The organism is Carboxylicivirga sp. M1479, assembly GCF_007097485.1.
GTDB lineage: Bacteria > Bacteroidota > Bacteroidia > Bacteroidales > Marinilabiliaceae > Carboxylicivirga.
On record NZ_VKDE01000003.1, the window covers coordinates 212,095 to 228,381 of the forward strand.

14 protein-coding genes are annotated in these 16,287 nt (G+C 39.5%); 3 read left to right on the plus strand and 11 right to left on the minus strand.

Translation table 11 applies throughout. The features are described 5' to 3' along the window. The first annotated feature begins 35 nt into the window (after nt 1–35). From FNN09_RS03670 to FNN09_RS03680, 3 genes are all read left to right on the plus strand, one after another. Nucleotides 36–1,394 (plus strand): TlpA disulfide reductase family protein, encoded by a 1,359-nt coding sequence (locus FNN09_RS03670; protein ID WP_143300126.1) that lies wholly within the window; start codon nt 36–38, stop codon nt 1,392–1,394. Beyond that, on the plus strand, nt 1,381–2,286 hold the full coding sequence (locus FNN09_RS03675; RefSeq protein WP_143300127.1) for a serine protease: 906 nt from the start codon (nt 1,381–1,383) through the stop codon (nt 2,284–2,286). The genes FNN09_RS03670 and FNN09_RS03675 overlap by 14 nt, the downstream gene beginning before the upstream one ends. Before the next feature lie 359 nt (nt 2,287–2,645). Beyond that, the gene (locus FNN09_RS03680; protein WP_143300128.1) at nt 2,646–4,004 is read left to right on the plus strand and encodes a TlpA disulfide reductase family protein; all 1,359 of its coding nucleotides are present in this window, start codon (nt 2,646–2,648) and stop codon (nt 4,002–4,004) included. A 682-nt stretch (nt 4,005–4,686) separates the two neighbouring features. Here FNN09_RS03680 and FNN09_RS03685 read toward each other — a convergent pair. The 11 genes from FNN09_RS03685 to FNN09_RS03730 all read right to left on the minus strand — a co-directional run bounded on the left by FNN09_RS03685 (nt 4,687) and on the right by FNN09_RS03730 (nt 15,928). Continuing rightward, nucleotides 4,687–6,024 carry a BatD family protein gene (locus tag FNN09_RS03685; protein WP_143300129.1) on the minus strand — a complete coding sequence of 446 codons (1,338 nt, stop codon included), beginning with the start codon at nt 6,022–6,024 and terminating at the stop codon, nt 4,687–4,689. Continuing rightward, the gene (locus tag FNN09_RS03690) at nt 6,018–6,911 is read right to left on the minus strand and encodes a hypothetical protein (RefSeq protein ID WP_185968848.1); all 894 of its coding nucleotides are present in this window, start codon (nt 6,909–6,911) and stop codon (nt 6,018–6,020) included. Before FNN09_RS03690 ends, FNN09_RS03685 begins: the two co-directional genes overlap by 7 nt. 135 nt (nt 6,912–7,046) lie before the next feature. Further along, nucleotides 7,047–7,958 carry a VWA domain-containing protein gene (locus FNN09_RS03695; protein WP_143300131.1) on the minus strand — a complete coding sequence of 304 codons (912 nt, stop codon included), beginning with the start codon at nt 7,956–7,958 and terminating at the stop codon, nt 7,047–7,049. Between the two features lies 1 nt (nt 7,959). Next, nucleotides 7,960–8,934 (minus strand): VWA domain-containing protein, encoded by a 975-nt coding sequence (locus FNN09_RS03700; RefSeq protein ID WP_143300132.1) that lies wholly within the window; start codon nt 8,932–8,934, stop codon nt 7,960–7,962. Further along, a complete protein-coding gene (locus FNN09_RS03705; protein ID WP_143300133.1) occupies nt 8,927–9,406 on the minus strand; it encodes a DUF4381 domain-containing protein in 480 nt (159 codons plus the stop codon). Before FNN09_RS03705 ends, FNN09_RS03700 begins: the two co-directional genes overlap by 8 nt. Then, entirely contained in the window at nt 9,403–10,317 is a 915-nt protein-coding gene (locus FNN09_RS03710; RefSeq protein WP_143300134.1) for a DUF58 domain-containing protein, read from the minus strand. Before FNN09_RS03710 ends, FNN09_RS03705 begins: the two co-directional genes overlap by 4 nt. A 9-nt stretch (nt 10,318–10,326) precedes the next feature. Continuing rightward, on the minus strand, nt 10,327–11,286 hold the full coding sequence (locus FNN09_RS03715) for a MoxR family ATPase (RefSeq protein ID WP_143300135.1): 960 nt from the start codon (nt 11,284–11,286) through the stop codon (nt 10,327–10,329). Nucleotides 11,287–11,304: 18 nt separating this feature from the next. Next, complete coding sequence (locus FNN09_RS03720) at nt 11,305–12,315, minus strand: HAD family phosphatase (RefSeq protein ID WP_143300136.1); 1,011 nt, start codon at nt 12,313–12,315, stop codon at nt 11,305–11,307. A gap of 307 nt (nt 12,316–12,622) precedes the next feature. Then, nucleotides 12,623–12,775 (minus strand): hypothetical protein, encoded by a 153-nt coding sequence (locus FNN09_RS21075; RefSeq protein WP_185968849.1) that lies wholly within the window; start codon nt 12,773–12,775, stop codon nt 12,623–12,625. A gap of 129 nt (nt 12,776–12,904) precedes the next feature. Continuing rightward, on the minus strand, nt 12,905–14,509 hold the full coding sequence (locus FNN09_RS03725; RefSeq protein ID WP_143300137.1) for an RluA family pseudouridine synthase: 1,605 nt from the start codon (nt 14,507–14,509) through the stop codon (nt 12,905–12,907). Beyond that, nucleotides 14,510–15,928 (minus strand): DcaP family trimeric outer membrane transporter, encoded by a 1,419-nt coding sequence (locus FNN09_RS03730; RefSeq protein ID WP_143300138.1) that lies wholly within the window; start codon nt 15,926–15,928, stop codon nt 14,510–14,512. Nucleotides 15,929–16,287 lie beyond the last annotated feature (359 nt).

Sequence of the window (16,287 nt, forward strand, 5' to 3'; positions counted from 1 at the left end):
AAGATACTTTCAGGCAGCTTTATTAATTGTGCTATATGTGTTTTAAAAAGGTATTATTTTCATTAAGCATTCTTTACCTGAGCTTCTCAATGCAAGCTCAAGTTAAAATTGAGGGAAAGGTTAGTTCATTTGATGGCTCAAAAGGTATTGGTCTTTTTATAGTTCAGGAAGGAGCATTGGTTTTGCATGAATTCATTGAGTTTGATTCAGACAGTACCTTTTCGTTTACCATTAAGGATGCATCAACAGGCTTTTATTCTTTGGGCTCTTCTGCAAATGTTAAATCGGTGTTTGATGAGTTTTACCTGCAAGCCGGTCAGAAAGCCAAACTAAGCATTAGGGATAAAAAGATTGTGCCGGCTTCATTGCCCAATCAAGATGCTTTGGCCTACCAGGAACAGTGGACCCTGACACGTAAAGAAGTGCTCGATGGAGCATGGCAAAAAACAAGAGAGGTGGAACATGTGGAGGGACTTGTGAAGGCCTATTACGATGCTTTACAAACCTACGTCAACGGTTTAAATACAAAGGATGGAACTTTAAAGCACTTGATGCAATTGAGGGCTCAACTGGATTTTGATATGTACTGGATGCGCACCTTTACAATGGTGCCTACCGAAGTTCATCAAGTATTAAAGCAGAATAAGTACCTGCAAGAGATTATCGATAGAAAACACACATCGGCTGATATTCTCAAGGTCAAAGAAGGAGCTATGGCTTCGAGTATGTATCCGGGCTTTATTGCTTATTGGAACAAAGCAGATGTAGATGATTATTTAAAATTTAGTATCGACACCTATGATAATGATACGCTGAAAGGCCGGTATTTAACCAGCCATATTATTGGTCAACGCATATCAGGAAAGTATTTTGATAAGCTAATGACCCAATATGGCAGTCTGATAGTGACCGATGTGCAGCGCCAACAACTAAAGGTATACCAAGCCGAGGTGATGAAGTTTGCTCATGGTGCCGACGCCTTTGATTTTACCTATCCTGATGCAGAGGGTAAAATGCATGCTTTATCCGATTACAAGGGTAAACTGGTTTTGGTTGATGTTTGGGCCACCTGGTGCGCCCCATGCAAAGCTCAAATTCCACATCTTGAATTACTTATGAATACCTATAAGGGCAATGATGAAATTGTTTTCATTAGTGTTTCCATCGACAAGAAAAAAGACCGGGAGAAATGGCTTTCTTTTATCATAGAAAAACATTTAGGTGGTATTCAATTATTGGCTGATTATGCCTTTGAATCTGATATAATTTACAATTACGAAATCTCTGGAGTGCCTCGCTTTATGCTATTTGATAAAGAGGGGAAGATATTAAGTGTAAATGCTCCCCGACCATCGGACCCACAACTAAAAGAATTAATTGATGAATATTTATAAGATGACTAAACAGTTATTGTTCATAGGTTTGTATGTTGCATTGGCAGCCTGTCAAACAAGTCACCAACAGCAAAAGTCGCCCAAAGTAGAAACAACAAAGTATACGCCCGAAGAAGCCATTAATGATAACGAACGTTTGAAGTTGTTTGAAAGCATGGCCTCGGCTGAGTATCGCGAAAATGGGGGCGTTGATGCTGATACCTATAAAAAGCAACTCAGCAGCAAACATTGCGAGGTGCCCCTGGAAGAGGAATCTATGCAAAAGGTGATGGGCTATCCTTTTTATAATACTTTTAGAAATGGTGTTTTGATGATTGGTAAGATGTATAAATGTGGACATTGTCCCGAAGATCATATCAGCTCAGCCTCTGCCTTTGCCATTTCAGAAGATGGAATATGTGTAACAAATTATCATGTTTTTAAATCTTACGATCCAACAAAACCAAATGATTACATTACTTTTTATGTGATGGATTATGAGCAGAACATGTACCCAGTAACGGAGGTATTGGCTGCCAGCAAGCACGACGATTTGGCCATCTTTAAAATTGATACCAAAGGCAAAAAATTAAACCCTTTGGCCTTGGGTAATGAGTTGGGCTGTGGCGAGGCCATCAACCTCATAAGTCACCCCGATCATCGTTTTTATACCTATACACAAGGGCATATTAATCGCAAATACATAAAGCCAGGATCGAGCAAAATTCGTCAGTCTATTTCAGCAGAGTTTGCCAAAGGTTCAAGCGGTGCACCCATTATGGATGTTTGTGGTAATGTGGTTGGTGTAGTGGCTGGCACACAGAATATTTACTACGATCAGGAAGGTAAAATATACCAGAACACGATCAAGGAAATGATACCAGTGAGTCGACTGAAAGAGTTGATTAATTAATTGTTTAAAAAAAACAATAGCGTCCTAAACGATTTCATTGATATGAATCGAACTGATTGAAATTAAGTATATTATTAGTGTTAACTAGAAACTGGGGTTCTTTTAAGCATCATGCCTTATGGCCTCTCTTTTAAATAACTTTAGTTTTCTCGAAAGCTATAGTAAGACCGAGAAGTTCCGAACTTGATTCGGAAATCACTCGGCCGCACTTGAGCTTGAGATAAATAAGAAAGTAATTTAAAAAGTAGCCTTGATCTTTTTTCCTTAGTTTTTTAGATCAAGCTAAAAAAGTAAGTTGGGTTTGGGCGAATAGCCCAATTGATAGAAATATTTAGGACAACATTGAAAAAAAGATACAAATGCATAAGATATTAACAACCATTGTTTTGTTGGCATGGGCTATGCTTGCTTTTTCACAAAATCAAACCACCACAATTAACTTTGTTTTTGATAAGCCCACAGTTGAATCCTTTATGTTGTCGAAAAGCAAAATAGGATCGCCAAAAAAAATCGCTACCATCTCAACCTTAACGGATACAAGTATTAGTTTTAATGATGACTTTGCACCATACATGCATGCCTTAACACCCCAGAGAAAGACAACTAAGTTATTCTTGCGACGAGGCGAGTCACTGACTGTTCGTTTGAGCGGTGATCAATTTTCGTTTGACGGAGTAAGCGCTGATATTTGTACTTACCTGAACAGAGAAAGGGAAGCAAGGAAAAATGAGAGTACTGCTTTTTCAGCTGATTGGTTAGAGGCCGAGCAAGCCAACTATCGGGATGAACTCAAGGCCTTAAAGCAAGCGAAGCTGCCCCAGTCATTTAAAGAACTTGAAAAGCAACGTCTGTTGCTATCTCACAACTACAATTTAATTAATGCGCCAAGTATGAACGATATGTTTGGTGATGAGAAACATGCTTTGTGTGACGATTATTATGCTTTTTTAAAGCGATTTGAGGTAAAGTCGGCAGAGGTGCTGAATGTACCAGGTTGGTACACTGCCTTGCGAACAATTTTTCATCGCATGGAGCAAGAAGGACTTATTGATGCTACCGTGGATGACTATATTTATCAACATTGTGAAAAGATAAAGCAAGAGCAAGTTCGAGAGGCTTATGTTATTTCTTCTTTAGAGTTTTTACTGGACCACGATTATCGTGATAATATTGATGCGATTGGTGAGTGGGCGCTTCAGCAAGTTAAAACTGAGGGTGCCAGAGTTATGTGTAAGGAAATTTTAGATCACTTTGACCCTTTGAAGAAAAAGTATGCCAGCATAGCTAAAGGAAGTGTGGCCGCCAACTTTGAAGGGTATACGCCTGCTGGTGAAAAGCGTCAGTTGAGCGATTTTAAGGGCAATGTTGTGTTACTTGATATTTGGTTTTTGGGTTGCGCACCTTGTAAAAGCGAAATGCCCTATTTAAAAAAGTTAGAGCAAGAGTTGCATGACGATGACATGGTGTTTATCACCCTATCCATCGATCAGAAAAAGGAGGTGGAGAAGTGGAAAGCTTATGTAGAAGAGCATCAGTTGTGCGGAGTTCAGCTTAATACGCCACAAGGGTTTAAAGCCTCGGTGGCCAAGGATTACATGTTGCGTGGTGTACCACGTTACATCATTATCAATAAGGATGGCACAATACATAATGCTTTTTCGCGCCGTCCATCAGATCCTAAACTTAAAAAGGAATTGGAACAGTTACTAAAACCCTGAGTTCGATTAAAATTTAACAGCTCAGATTTCATTAAGTGATTGATATGCAATCTAAATTTTTGAGGCATAGTAAACTATGGCGATTAAATTTAGAGCAGTAGATCGATTATTTAATGAAAAGGTGAATGTATCCACTTATAAACATCGATTTTCTACGTCATATTCGTTCGACATAGCCCGCTATGCCTTCACAAATAGTCCTTGAAACTTAATATTTATAAGCGATCTGAGCAATAAATTTTATGTCGAACTCGGGTTAAAAGGCTAAATAAAAGAATAGGTTTGGTATTGGCGTTTGTGAGTCTGCTTGTTTGGTTTAGCAAGTGGGCTCTTTTTTTTAAAATGATGCCAATCCAAATTAACTTCGATCTAGAACCCTTGATTTTATTATCCCCCAAGCCTGCCGGAGCAGTCCATCGGGTTATTACCTTATCTTTTGTAGCAATAAAATGCGTCAATCGATTAAATATGTATCTCAACAAGCCAAATAAGTTTCTCAATAGGCAGAAAAACCCGCCAATTGGCTGTAAAAATGAAATCAACGGACTGGATAATGTAGTCAATCGGCTTAAGGAAGCGCCCAATCGGGTAAATATCGGATTCAAGAGTGTGGATATAGCATTCCCTAGAGGCCGACGAGTGGATAATTGGGTAAATAACGCTCAGTTTTAAAAATATAATCCTAAGGGTTGATATCCTTTAATAGAGCACCTCTCTTGTCGTGCTTTTTATTACCACTGTCAATTAGCTTTTGCCTTTGTTTTTTACTTTCCGCTTTTATTTGTTTTAACGACAGTGATTGTTGTGTTTCTTTTGAGAATCTATTTTTCTTAAGTGCAGATAAGGAGTTCTTTAGCACATTATTTTTTGCGGCAAAAGCTCTTAATGTTTTTGTGCCAATAAATGCCGTGTTATCCAACCAACGATAAATGGTAGTAAGAACAGCTGTTTCATTTTTCTGATGCATTAACTGGCGGAAAAAATAAGCTTCACTATGACGGTACGCCATGCGACGTTTTTTGATGGAAGAGACAAGTCTTACTATTACTTTGATTAAAATGTATAAAGCCAATAAACCTAGTAAGGAGGCAAAACCAATTAAACCCCATTTTTTGTAGTTGGGTTCTGATGTGGCCGTTGATAATTCTTCCGATAGAGTGGGATTCAGGGCATTAAGCGAATCTCTTAAGCTAGTAAGATTGGCCATGTCGGGGTTGGGCAATATACTAATGTCCACAGCTGGAACGCTACGCTTGTAAAACTTGCCAACATAAGGGTTGTACCAGCTTAACTCTATTTCAGGTATGGTAAAGTTACCCTTCTGCTCAAGTAAATAGGAGTACTTGTCCACCCGTCTGCCATTGACCGACTTGCTATTACGCTCATCGTAGTATTTAGGTGCAGAAGTATAAATATTACCAAATTCAACCTCGCCAAGCTGTGGTTCCTCAATAAAGGATGGTAAGGTGCCTTGGGCTCGGGTGGTAATGGTACGTTGCAATACATCACCCACTTTTAACTCATCCAACTTGTTGTTCCACCTGCTTTCGATGCTGGCATTCTTAGCCACCAACCACTGTTTGGTATCAGTGTTTTTGGGTATTGGTTTCACCTTAATTTTAAAAGGCTTGGTTGATAAAGTAACCCGCTGACCTTTGTAATCACCCTCTGCAGGTGTTTCGGTTATAATATTGAGAGCGGGAAACTCCATCTCTCCGTCCTTGTATGGAAACACAATGTAATAGAATTCTAAAGAGGCATATTTCTTATTGTTCACATAGCGAATTGAACTAAGTGTTTGCTTGAATGATTGCACAAATGCACCCTCCATTTGCAAGTTCTCAATTTGCAGAGGTTGCGTAAACCAGGTACTGGTGTAAACAGTTACTGTTACTTTTAAGCCTTGTTCAACCAGTACATTCTGCCTGTTGCTTTTTGCCACGGCAAAGGCATTGATGTTTTGTCCTTTGCTAACAAAAGAGACCATTAGAAGACTAACTATCAATGCGTATTTTACCATAGTTGTTTAGCTTGTTCTTCGTTAGGAAAGTATTTTTTTCTTTGGTACTCAAAGCGACGTTTTAAAAATTCCGACGGCTCGGCAGAAATTTCCCGCAATAAGATATTTTGTGCATTTTGCGCTTTCTGAGCTTGAAAATCCTCAGGCGGGGCCTCCATCTCATCAGCCTTTCTAATGCCTGTTTCCTGTTCATCAGTCACCCGCTTACCATCCTTGGGTAGTTCTTTTACCTCGGTATCCGATGTTAATTCTTCATCCTTACTTTTAGCTCTGAGCTCTTCTAGATTCTCTGCTTTTTCTTTCTTTTTATTAAGGCTGATGGCTGAGTCGGGTTGTAGTTTATTAATGGAGTCGATCTGCGCCAGTACCCTATTGTTTTTTTGTTGAGCACGCTTTATCAAATCATTTGTTGGATCAAGTTCTTGGGCCAGTAGTAAAGCTTCAGAGGCTTGTTGGTTTTGACCCGTAGCGGCATAGGCAAGGCTTAAATTATATAAGGATACCAGGTTAGTATCTTGCTTAAATACTTCAATGGCAGCTTCAAAGTCACCCGCTTTATATAAAGCAATACCTTTGTGTGGATAGGATTCAAATTTTTCAGATGCTTTAAAGTATTGTTCATTAGTCATCGCCTGTTGACCTTGGTAGTTTTTAGTGTACCATAAATCGTCCCAAGTGTGTATTTCACTGTTGCACGATGATAAGAAGAACAATGCCATGCACCACTGGATCATCCAACCTTTTCGAAACCACAATACTAAAATGAGCAAGGCTACCCACAGCAGTGGAAAGCCCATTTCTAGCCACTCTTCTTCACTGTCTTCATTCAAGCCACGGTATTCCAGATTTTTTTTTTTTTTTTTTTTTAACCATTGCTTCAACATCATCATTCCCTAGTGTTAATGGGTTAACGTTTATCTTTGGGNTGGATCATCCAACCTTTTCGAAACCACAATACTAAAATGAGCAAGGCTACCCACAGCAGTGGAAAGCCCATTTCTAGCCACTCTTCTTCACTGTCTTCATTCAAGCCACGGTATTCCAGATTTTTTTTTTTTTTTTTTTTTAACCATTGCTTCAACATCATCATTCCCTAGTGTTAATGGGTTAACGTTTATCTTTGGGTGTTTTTGCAATCGAAATAGTTCGGTTTGATTTAAACGTGATATCACCGTTTCACCATTCTCTTTAAAAAATGTGCCTTTCCGAAGACCCGGAATCTTGCCGCCTTGTATGGATGCCATGGCCATTATTTCAATATTATTTTTGGTGTCATCAGCAAATTGAATCAAGAGATCAGCTTGTTCTTTTTCGATGTTATCGCTTACCAAGAGAAGAGTACTTGGGGCTTCTGTTCGGCTTAAAATAGTATCGGCTAACGCCAGACAATGTTTGTAGTTGGTGCCCTGCAGCGGCATTATCTGTGGTATTAATGCTTTAAGCTGATAATTGATTAGTTCATAGTCATTGCAAGGTGTAACAACTGGGTGCGCTGTTCCTGAAAAGGCAATCAATCCTATTTTAGAACCCGGGTTCGCATCAAATAAATCCTGTATTTTGTATTTGGCCCTCTCCAAACGGTTGGGGGATACATCCTCGGTAAGCATCGATGGCGACAGGTCGAGCGCAATCAGAAGAATGGCCTCGCTCTTGGCTCCTGGTACTTCTACTTTCTTCCAAGTTGGGCCAGCAACGGCTATTATCATTAGTGATGTAGTCAGTGTAAAAGCAATTAGAGGTGCAATCAAGGCCAGGCGCTTTCTTTTTGCAAGCATGTAAGGTAGCAGATGAGGTGCGATACTTTGCTTCCACTTTTGTTTGTCTTTGCCCCCTAACCATAGCAACATAAGGAGTATGACTAGCGGTACAAAAAGCCATAGCCATTGTGGGCGTATAAAATGAAAAAGTTCGGTATTGATATCTATCCAATTCATACTATTCTCTTTTAAATAAGGATGAAACAATACGAATGGCTAGCAACAAAAAGGAAAGCATGATGGCTATTATTAAGGGGTAGAAGTAGAGGTGCGTAATGGGTTTGTAGTCCTCTTCCTCAAATTCCATGGGTTCCAGTGCATCTAACTCTGTACTGACTTGCTTTAGCTGTTTTTGATCCATGGCCTGAAAGTATTTCCCCCCGGTAATCTGGCTAATCTTTTTTAATGTGACTTCATCAAGGTCTGAGCCTGATGCAGTGGGGTCGCCTATCCCTAAAGTGTATATTTTTATGCTGTCGCTCTTGGCCAAGTAGGCTGCATCAATAGGTGTTATTCCCTTACCACCATCCTGCCCATCGGTTAGTAACAGCATCACCTTATTTTCAATGGTGTCTTGTTCAAAAAGGTTCATGCTCATTCCTATGGCTTTTCCCACACTGGTCATCTGACCAGCCATACCAACATCTGTTTCGTCTAGAAACCAACTAACAACGCCTAGTTCGGTTGTTAAGGGAGTTTGCACGTAGGCATTGGTGCCAAAAAATATTAAAGCTAAACGATCACCATCACGGGTTTTTATAAAATCACCCAATACTTGTTTAACGCCTTCCCATCGGGTGTAACGCTCACCTTCAACCACCCAGTCGCGATTGGCCATGCTAAACGAAATGTCAGCAGCAATCACAAAGCTGCGAGCTGTTTTAACTTTCATTTCTGGCTTCCCCACAATTTGTGGTCTTGCAAAGGCGATGATAAAAGCTATCCATACCAACAAAAGCATAATCCATTGAAGTAAATTACGCTTCGAAATCCAGGCACGCTTACGTAATTTATCACCTGTAGCTTCAGCTGCTTGTTTGATAAAAGGCACCATCAAAGCTTCTGCACGCCAATGCACTGGTGGAAGTAACCAGTATGCCAGAAGTGGCAAGGGTAAGAGCCAAAAAGCCCATTGATTAGCAAATTCAAACATGATGATTGTTTATCCAGTTTATACTCTCGGCATGAAATTGTTTTAAATTCTGTAAGGGTATTTTTCTGTCGTCTTCGATGTATAAGTATTTAGTAAAGAATAATTCTGCATCCTTTGAAAAGGCCTTTGTTTTGGTTTTGGAGTTGAGGTAGTTCATAAATTCTGTACCATTATCTAGGACTGCTCCCTTTCTGCCATATGCACCAAGTGCCACTCTTTTCAGGACAGATACTGTGGTATAAATATTTTTATTGAAAGGGGATTGTTCCAGGTTTAGAGCATTGAGTTCTTTAATGGCTATTCTGCGATATTTGTTTTTCTTGTATTGGTATAATTTATAGAAAAGCAGGCACGCAATGATAAAAAGCACCAACAACAGCAAGCTGATCCAGCCTGGGGCAGCTAAAGTAAATGGGATAGGAGCTGGCTCCATCAGTTCGCCAATCTTGTTTGTTGTTGAAGAGTTTATCATTTGCCAAATGCACTTTTAATTTGTTCTATTAATGACTCGTGAGTGTTAAACTCCATAAAAGGGATGTTGTATTTCATGAAGTAATCAATGGTATTTGTGCGTTGATCTGTTGCTGAATCTTCAAATTTCCGAAGTGTTTTTTCTTTGTTTTTCACCATTACCTGGTACTCTCCATCTGAAACAGATATGGGCACGTCGGGTAATTTTTGCTCCATTTTATCATTAACCATTATGGCTATCACATCGTTGTGCTGCGCAATGGAGCTAAGGTATTTCATGCCTTGCGCATTGGTGTGTTGGAAATCGCTAATGACCACCACCACGTAATCGTGAGTAATCACATTTTTGGCTTTAAACAGCACCTTATTAATAATGTCTTGTTTATGGCGAACCCTTTGTCGTTGTGGCAATGCTTTATTTTTTATGACTATTGTTTCGAGCAAGTGCATCAGGTTTTTTCGACTTCTCTTTGGCTGAATGGTTTCAAAACTATCGTCGTCAAAAACCAAACCACCAATACGATCACCTGCTTTCAGCACTTTAAAGCCACTTATGGCAGCCAGTTGTGCCGCTACTACCGACTTAACCGAACCTACTGAAGCAAAAAACATCGATGAGCTTTGATCAAGAATCACAAAACATGGTCTTTCCTTTTCTTCGTTAAATACCTTTGTGTGGGTTTGTCTGGTTCGAGCTGTTACTTTCCAGTCAATGTTTCGTATATCATCGCCATACACATATTTTCGTACTTCCGAAAAGTCCAGACCTCGACCTCTCAGTTTTGAGGCATGCTTACCCGACAGAACACTATGAACGGCCTGTCGCGGTAATAAGCTGAAGTCGCTGAGCAGCATCTCCAAACGCATGAGCTCGTCAAGGCTGGTGGCTATTTCTTTCGGATACTGGTTCATTTGAATGTTTTAAAGTACAGCAACAGATTTTAGTAGTTCGTCAATTACCTGGTCGGCACTAATGCGTTGTGCATTGGCTTCGTAACTTAATATTAAACGATGACGCAGCACCTCATGGATGATTTCTCGCACATCATCGGGTTCTACATAGTTACGTTGATGAAACCAAGCGATTACGCGCGCACATTTTTCAAGTGCAATCGTTCCTCTTGGGCTCGCACCATAGTCAATCCATGTTTTTAGATTATCGCTGTATTTATGTGCATTTCGTGTTGCATTAATAAGATCAACAATGTATTTGCGAGTCGCTTTTGAAACCTCAATTTGCCTAATCTCTTCACGTGCTTTAAAAATTACATCTTGGGATATTGGTTCATTCGAGACAAATTCACCACGACTTTCAGCACTCACCAGTTCCAATATTTTCTCTTCTGATTCGCTATCTGGATAGTCCATCAGTATTTTCATTAGAAAACGATCCATTTGGGCTTCAGGCAAGGGGTATGTTCCCTCTTGCTCAACAGGGTTTTGTGTCGCCATCACCAAGAACAAATCTTCCATTTGATAAGTTTTGCCTGCTACTGTAACCTGCCGCTCTTCCATTGCTTCGAGCAGTGCCGCCTGTACTTTGGCAGGTGCTCTGTTTATCTCATCGGCCAATACCAGGTTGGCAAAGATTGGCCCTTGCTTAAAAACAAAGGGATTTTCCAGTTCGGGCTGAAAAATTTCTGTTCCTGTGATGTCAGATGGCAATAAATCGGGTGTGAACTGGATGCGCGATAAGCTTGCTTTTAGTTCTTTTGAAAGGCTTTTGATGGCCCTTGTTTTCGCCAGTCCGGGGAGTCCTTCCAGTAACAAATTGCCATCTGCTAAAAACACCACCAATATTTTTTGAACAACATCTGCTTGCCCTATAATGGACTCGTTAATCCGTTGTTGCAGTTTTTTAATTTCGTCAAGAGTATTCATAAGTGCTGTATGAATTATTTATTTTTTAAGTTGAAACGGATAGATAACTTTCCAGTCTTTGGCCATGTCAATAACCGCCCAACCTTCTTTATGGGCCATGTCCAAACCTTTATCCAATCGACCAATATGTGAGTCACGGTCATAAGCCCACTCTCTAATCGAATCGGTATGGTGTAGGTACAGCATAAAACTTGGCTTATTGCCCGAGGCGGCGTATTGAAGCATCTGTAGGTCGCCATCGGAATTACCTGAGGCAAAAACAGGTTTCTTGCCAATGTATTGATGTATCCCTATTGGTTTACCTTCTTTATCGTCGATGAAGTTAATGGCGGGCAATTTCTTGATTAGTACTTCACCATTCTCGATCACAAATTCAGCTTTTAAGCTACTGCCAATTACTCGATCGGGCGGTATGTTGTATGCTTCTTCTGTCCATACTCTCATAAAATCAACACCACCTCCAGATACAATAAATGTTTTGTATTGATTTGCCTGTAGGTAGGTGATGAGCTCTAACATGGGCTGATAAACGAGCTCGTTATACGGTACTTTAAATCGCGGATGCGTATTGCTACGCAGCCATTCCTGAACCGAATGATTAAATTCTTGTGTACTCATGCCTGTATGGGTAGCCATCACTAGCTCTAATAAACCATGTTCGCCAAAACTAATGAGTTTATCCATGTCATTTTCCAATACCGCTCTGTATGGATATTTCTTTTCCCATTCAGGGTGCTGGTCAGCCAGGTTTATAATGCGATCAATAGCAAATTTTAATTGAAAGTAATAGGGTTGTTCCGACCACAAATTACCATCGTTATCAAAAGTGGCAATTCGATCTTCTATTTCTATAAAATTTTTGTTGGTGAGCTGAGTCGAGGATTTCACAAATTGTATGATGGATGTTTTCACTGGCCCTTCATTCCACGATGGTAGGGGGTCTTTAGATGTTTTGGTGGGTTCATGATCGCATGCTGAGGATGTAATGAGGACAATAAATAATGTAAGGTAATAATAGCTTGGTTTCATTTTTAGTGAATTTGGGGTTGTGGAACGATAAAATCTAGATATGTGTTATATGATAGTAAGTTACAAAGTATTTCTTCCGGATAGTCGATAATGATAGCGTTATTTTAAAACGGTTTAATGATTTATTCTATTCTGCCATTGGTTCGTACTATTACGTAATAGGTGTTATTGCTAATATTACAATAATAAGTGCAATATTGTTCAGCTTAGTTTATTTGATCGATCTACATGCTAGTTACCAATTGTTGGGTACCAAAAAAAGGGATGCCTTCGCATCCCCTTATTATCTGACTATGTTATTGTTTGTTTAAAACGAGTTGTTTAGAATGTTCTCATTTCGCAACTGTTTTTCTATTTGACCAATTTCTTCGACATCTAAACCAACAAAAGGGTTGTCATCCAATTCTAGAGGTGTTTCAATGCCATAAGTTTGTACGAAAAGTTTCATTCTATCACTCATATCTCTTAATTTAAATTGTTAATACTGTGTTTGGAAATACAAGTATAATGCCATTGTATTGGAGCTAACATACTTTAACAGTGACGACTAATTGTCTAACTGTTTTTAACAAAATGGTGTAAAGGAGATTTAAAAGTCAGGGGCACAATAAAATGAAAGGCTTTGGTGGCTTGTCGGGTGTGTAAACTCGATGTGTTCGGCATGTAGCATGAGGCGCTTATCAGTATGACCATACAAAGGATCACCTACAATTGGTGTATTAAGTCCCATCGGGTGCGCTGCATGTAAGCGTAATTGATGCGTACGCCCTGTTTGTGGGTAGAAGTGAATTCGTGTAAAGAGGTCATTTTTGTTTATTACTTTATAATGCGTGATGGCCTCTTTACCATGTTTATAACAAACTAACTGTCGAGGACGGTCATCCAAATCAACACGTAAAGGAAGTGTAATTGTACCTTCTTGTTCGTTGAGACGACCACTGAGTATGGCTATGTAACGCTTTTTTACTGTTTTTGCTAAAAACTGTTTTTGGATATGCTCGTGAGCTTCTTTTGTTTTGGGAATAATCATTATGCCAGAGGTGGCCATGTCCAAACGGTGCACAATTAGAGGCCCACTTGTTTTGGTAAAGTGCTTTTGCATTTGTGTGAGCACCGATTCCTCAAGCTCCTTACCTGGAACAGATAGTAGTCCAGCGGGTTTATTGATAATAGCCAAGGTGTCGTCGTTGTATAGAATGGAAATGTGTAAGTCGTTTTGTTTAGAGACTTCTTTTTTTGCAATAAGCCCTTGGAGCATAAAATTTAAGAGGGGTTCGCATTTGCTTTTGCAAGGAGGATAAAAATTACCATGCTTGCGTATTTCGGTTTTTGGAGATGGTCCCCACCAAAACTCGGCTAAAGCAACTGGCTGTAGGTTATTATTAAAGGCGTAGTTTAACAATTTGGGAGCTGAACAATCACCTGTACCTGCGGGTGGTACCTTTACTTTTAGGGCTTTGAAAATCTGCATAGCACTTTTCGTTTCTTGCGCACTATTACTGAATATATAGCTATCAAAAAGTTGTTGCTGTATTTGTGCCGATTTCGTTTTGCGTTTGTTTTTGAGTTCTTTCACTTGTGATTGAAAAGCTCCAATTAGCTCTTCCAGTTCCTTGATTTTTCCTTTAAATTCTTTTTTTAGAGTGTTGTAAATGCTTTTCTCTGTCTGGCTTTCTTTAATAAGCTGATCGAGTATTTGTTGATCGTTGGTAGATGCTCTTTTTTTATTTCTTGCTGCTTTAGACTGTTTTAATTTGTTTTTGGCACCTTGAAGCTGCTCTAATGATTCGTGCTTTACCTTTGTCAGCTGCTCCTGAAGAGCTTGTAATTCAGGTGCACTAGTCAGCTTTTTAATGGACTGATTAATGAAGTTTAATTTCTGTTCTTCCAATCTGAAGAAACCATTTGGATTCGTAATGTCAAAAACTTGTGGTACAAAATTGATGGCTGCATCATTTTTAGATTCATTCCCCGAATAGGCAGCCAGGTAACCCAATTCATTTTTTGAATTATAAACAACCAAGACTCCATACATCTTACCACTTTTCATTTTAGTACTATCGGGTAAGAATTTGTGTAATTTATCGGCTGCTTCCGAAGCAAGTGGGTTTACCTTGCTGTCAAACGGATCTGTAAGTTGAGTAGGTAACAGATCCTTATCGAAAGAAGATGTGAACGGAACAAAGCAATTCATCTAAAAATCGTAATAAACAATGAACGATATGCGATTGGCGATCCCTTTCTGGTCATCCTTGTTAATGCGTGATCCAAATGAATATTCGCCTCCTACACGAATACCAGGGTTGACATTCCAGAAAACATTTCCTGAGAAGTATCCGCTGAAAACAAAGGTATCATCAGGTTGATAGCTATATGGTGGCATATAAGTAAGTCCGGGTGTGAAATAGGAGAATATCTTATCATTCCAATCGATTCCGTAGGAAATAAATCCGCCGTATAACTCTAAGGGATCATAGGTGTTTTCAATCGGATTGTACACTACATCTAAACCATTCCCGTTTACAGAACCTATGTAGCGTGCGATCCCCTTGCCTCCAACTGCCTGAAAGAGGAGTTCCTGATTGTCGTCAAATTCATATCGACCACTCAATAATGCGCCAAAACCCAAAGATCCACTTTGGTCGGTGTTGTAGGCCATGCTTCTGAAGATCATCGCCACTTGCACGTGTCCCCAGTTTGTTAGTCGTTTAAATCGAGTCGCAATATCCGGAAAATCCTGTAAAGTAACCTGCAGACTATCCGGGGCTGTTAAATCTAGCTGAGGAGATTCAATGGAGATGGTCCATCGTGTATTTTGATTAATTAATCGGCTGTATCTTACCTGAACTGTTCGCTCACTTAAAGAGCTGTTTGGCCCCTCCAAATCAACGGTCCAAGGAATGGAAGTAGGATCACCAAATACCGACCATGTTTGGCCTGCCAGTACATCCATGAACGATCCATAAACATGGCGAATGCGATAGGTATACAATGGTCCAAGGAAATCGCTTTCAAGGCGTATGGAAACGGGGCCTAAGTCGGTTTTTTTAGATGCTTCGAAGCCAAATCTTGTTTGATTTCCACTCATGAAAAACCGGGCACCTTGGCCCTCATCACCCACAGGAATGTTGTAGGTTTGAAAATGATCTCGATGGGAGAGACCATTGAAATCGTAAGCCCCATTAAGACGAATTGATCCTTTAAAGGTTATTTTTGAATTACCATCATCGGCTGTGAGAGTAAAGCCTTTGTGGTCTGGTGAATCCTGGGGGTGTATATCAACAATTTTCGATGAGTCACGCTCTATGAAATTATATTGTTCACCAACCTCAACTGTTTTTAGTTTGATCGTATCACCATGTATAAGTTTAATATCCGGATTAAACATGGCTTCTGCCAAAGAAATGTTACTGGGACTTTTCAATGAATCAACATTAGTCATCAGGCTGTCGATCAATTGGGCATCGGTAATAAAAATATGCTGTAATATAATTGATGAATCGGGTAAAGCACCAACTACACGTGATTGTGCGCCAATATTCCATGAGTTTAATAGCAAGCATGCTATTAAAACAGACTTAAGAAGTCGTTCTATTGAACTGTTTATTAACATTAAATTATTTGAGTTAGGCAATCAAAAAGTAATTTTAAGAAAAACAGATGAATTATGTGGCATTTTGCCTAATTAAAAGCTCATTTTGCCTAAAAAGTATCAGTCTGCTACTGAATGCTTGTTGTGAGAAACAATAAATGTCATGATTGAAAGCCATTCGGTACACGGCAATTGCATTTAAGATTCAACCACTTTGTGGTTGTTATTAAAAGGTATATCATGAGGGTGTCCAAAAACGGATTCCCTCTTTTTTCGTTCATAATCAATTGATTACAGCTGAGTTAGTTTGTTCATGTGCCTGATATTTAGTATCTTAAAAGCATGAAACAAATCAATTTCAAGCCCTATAATCAAGGTCA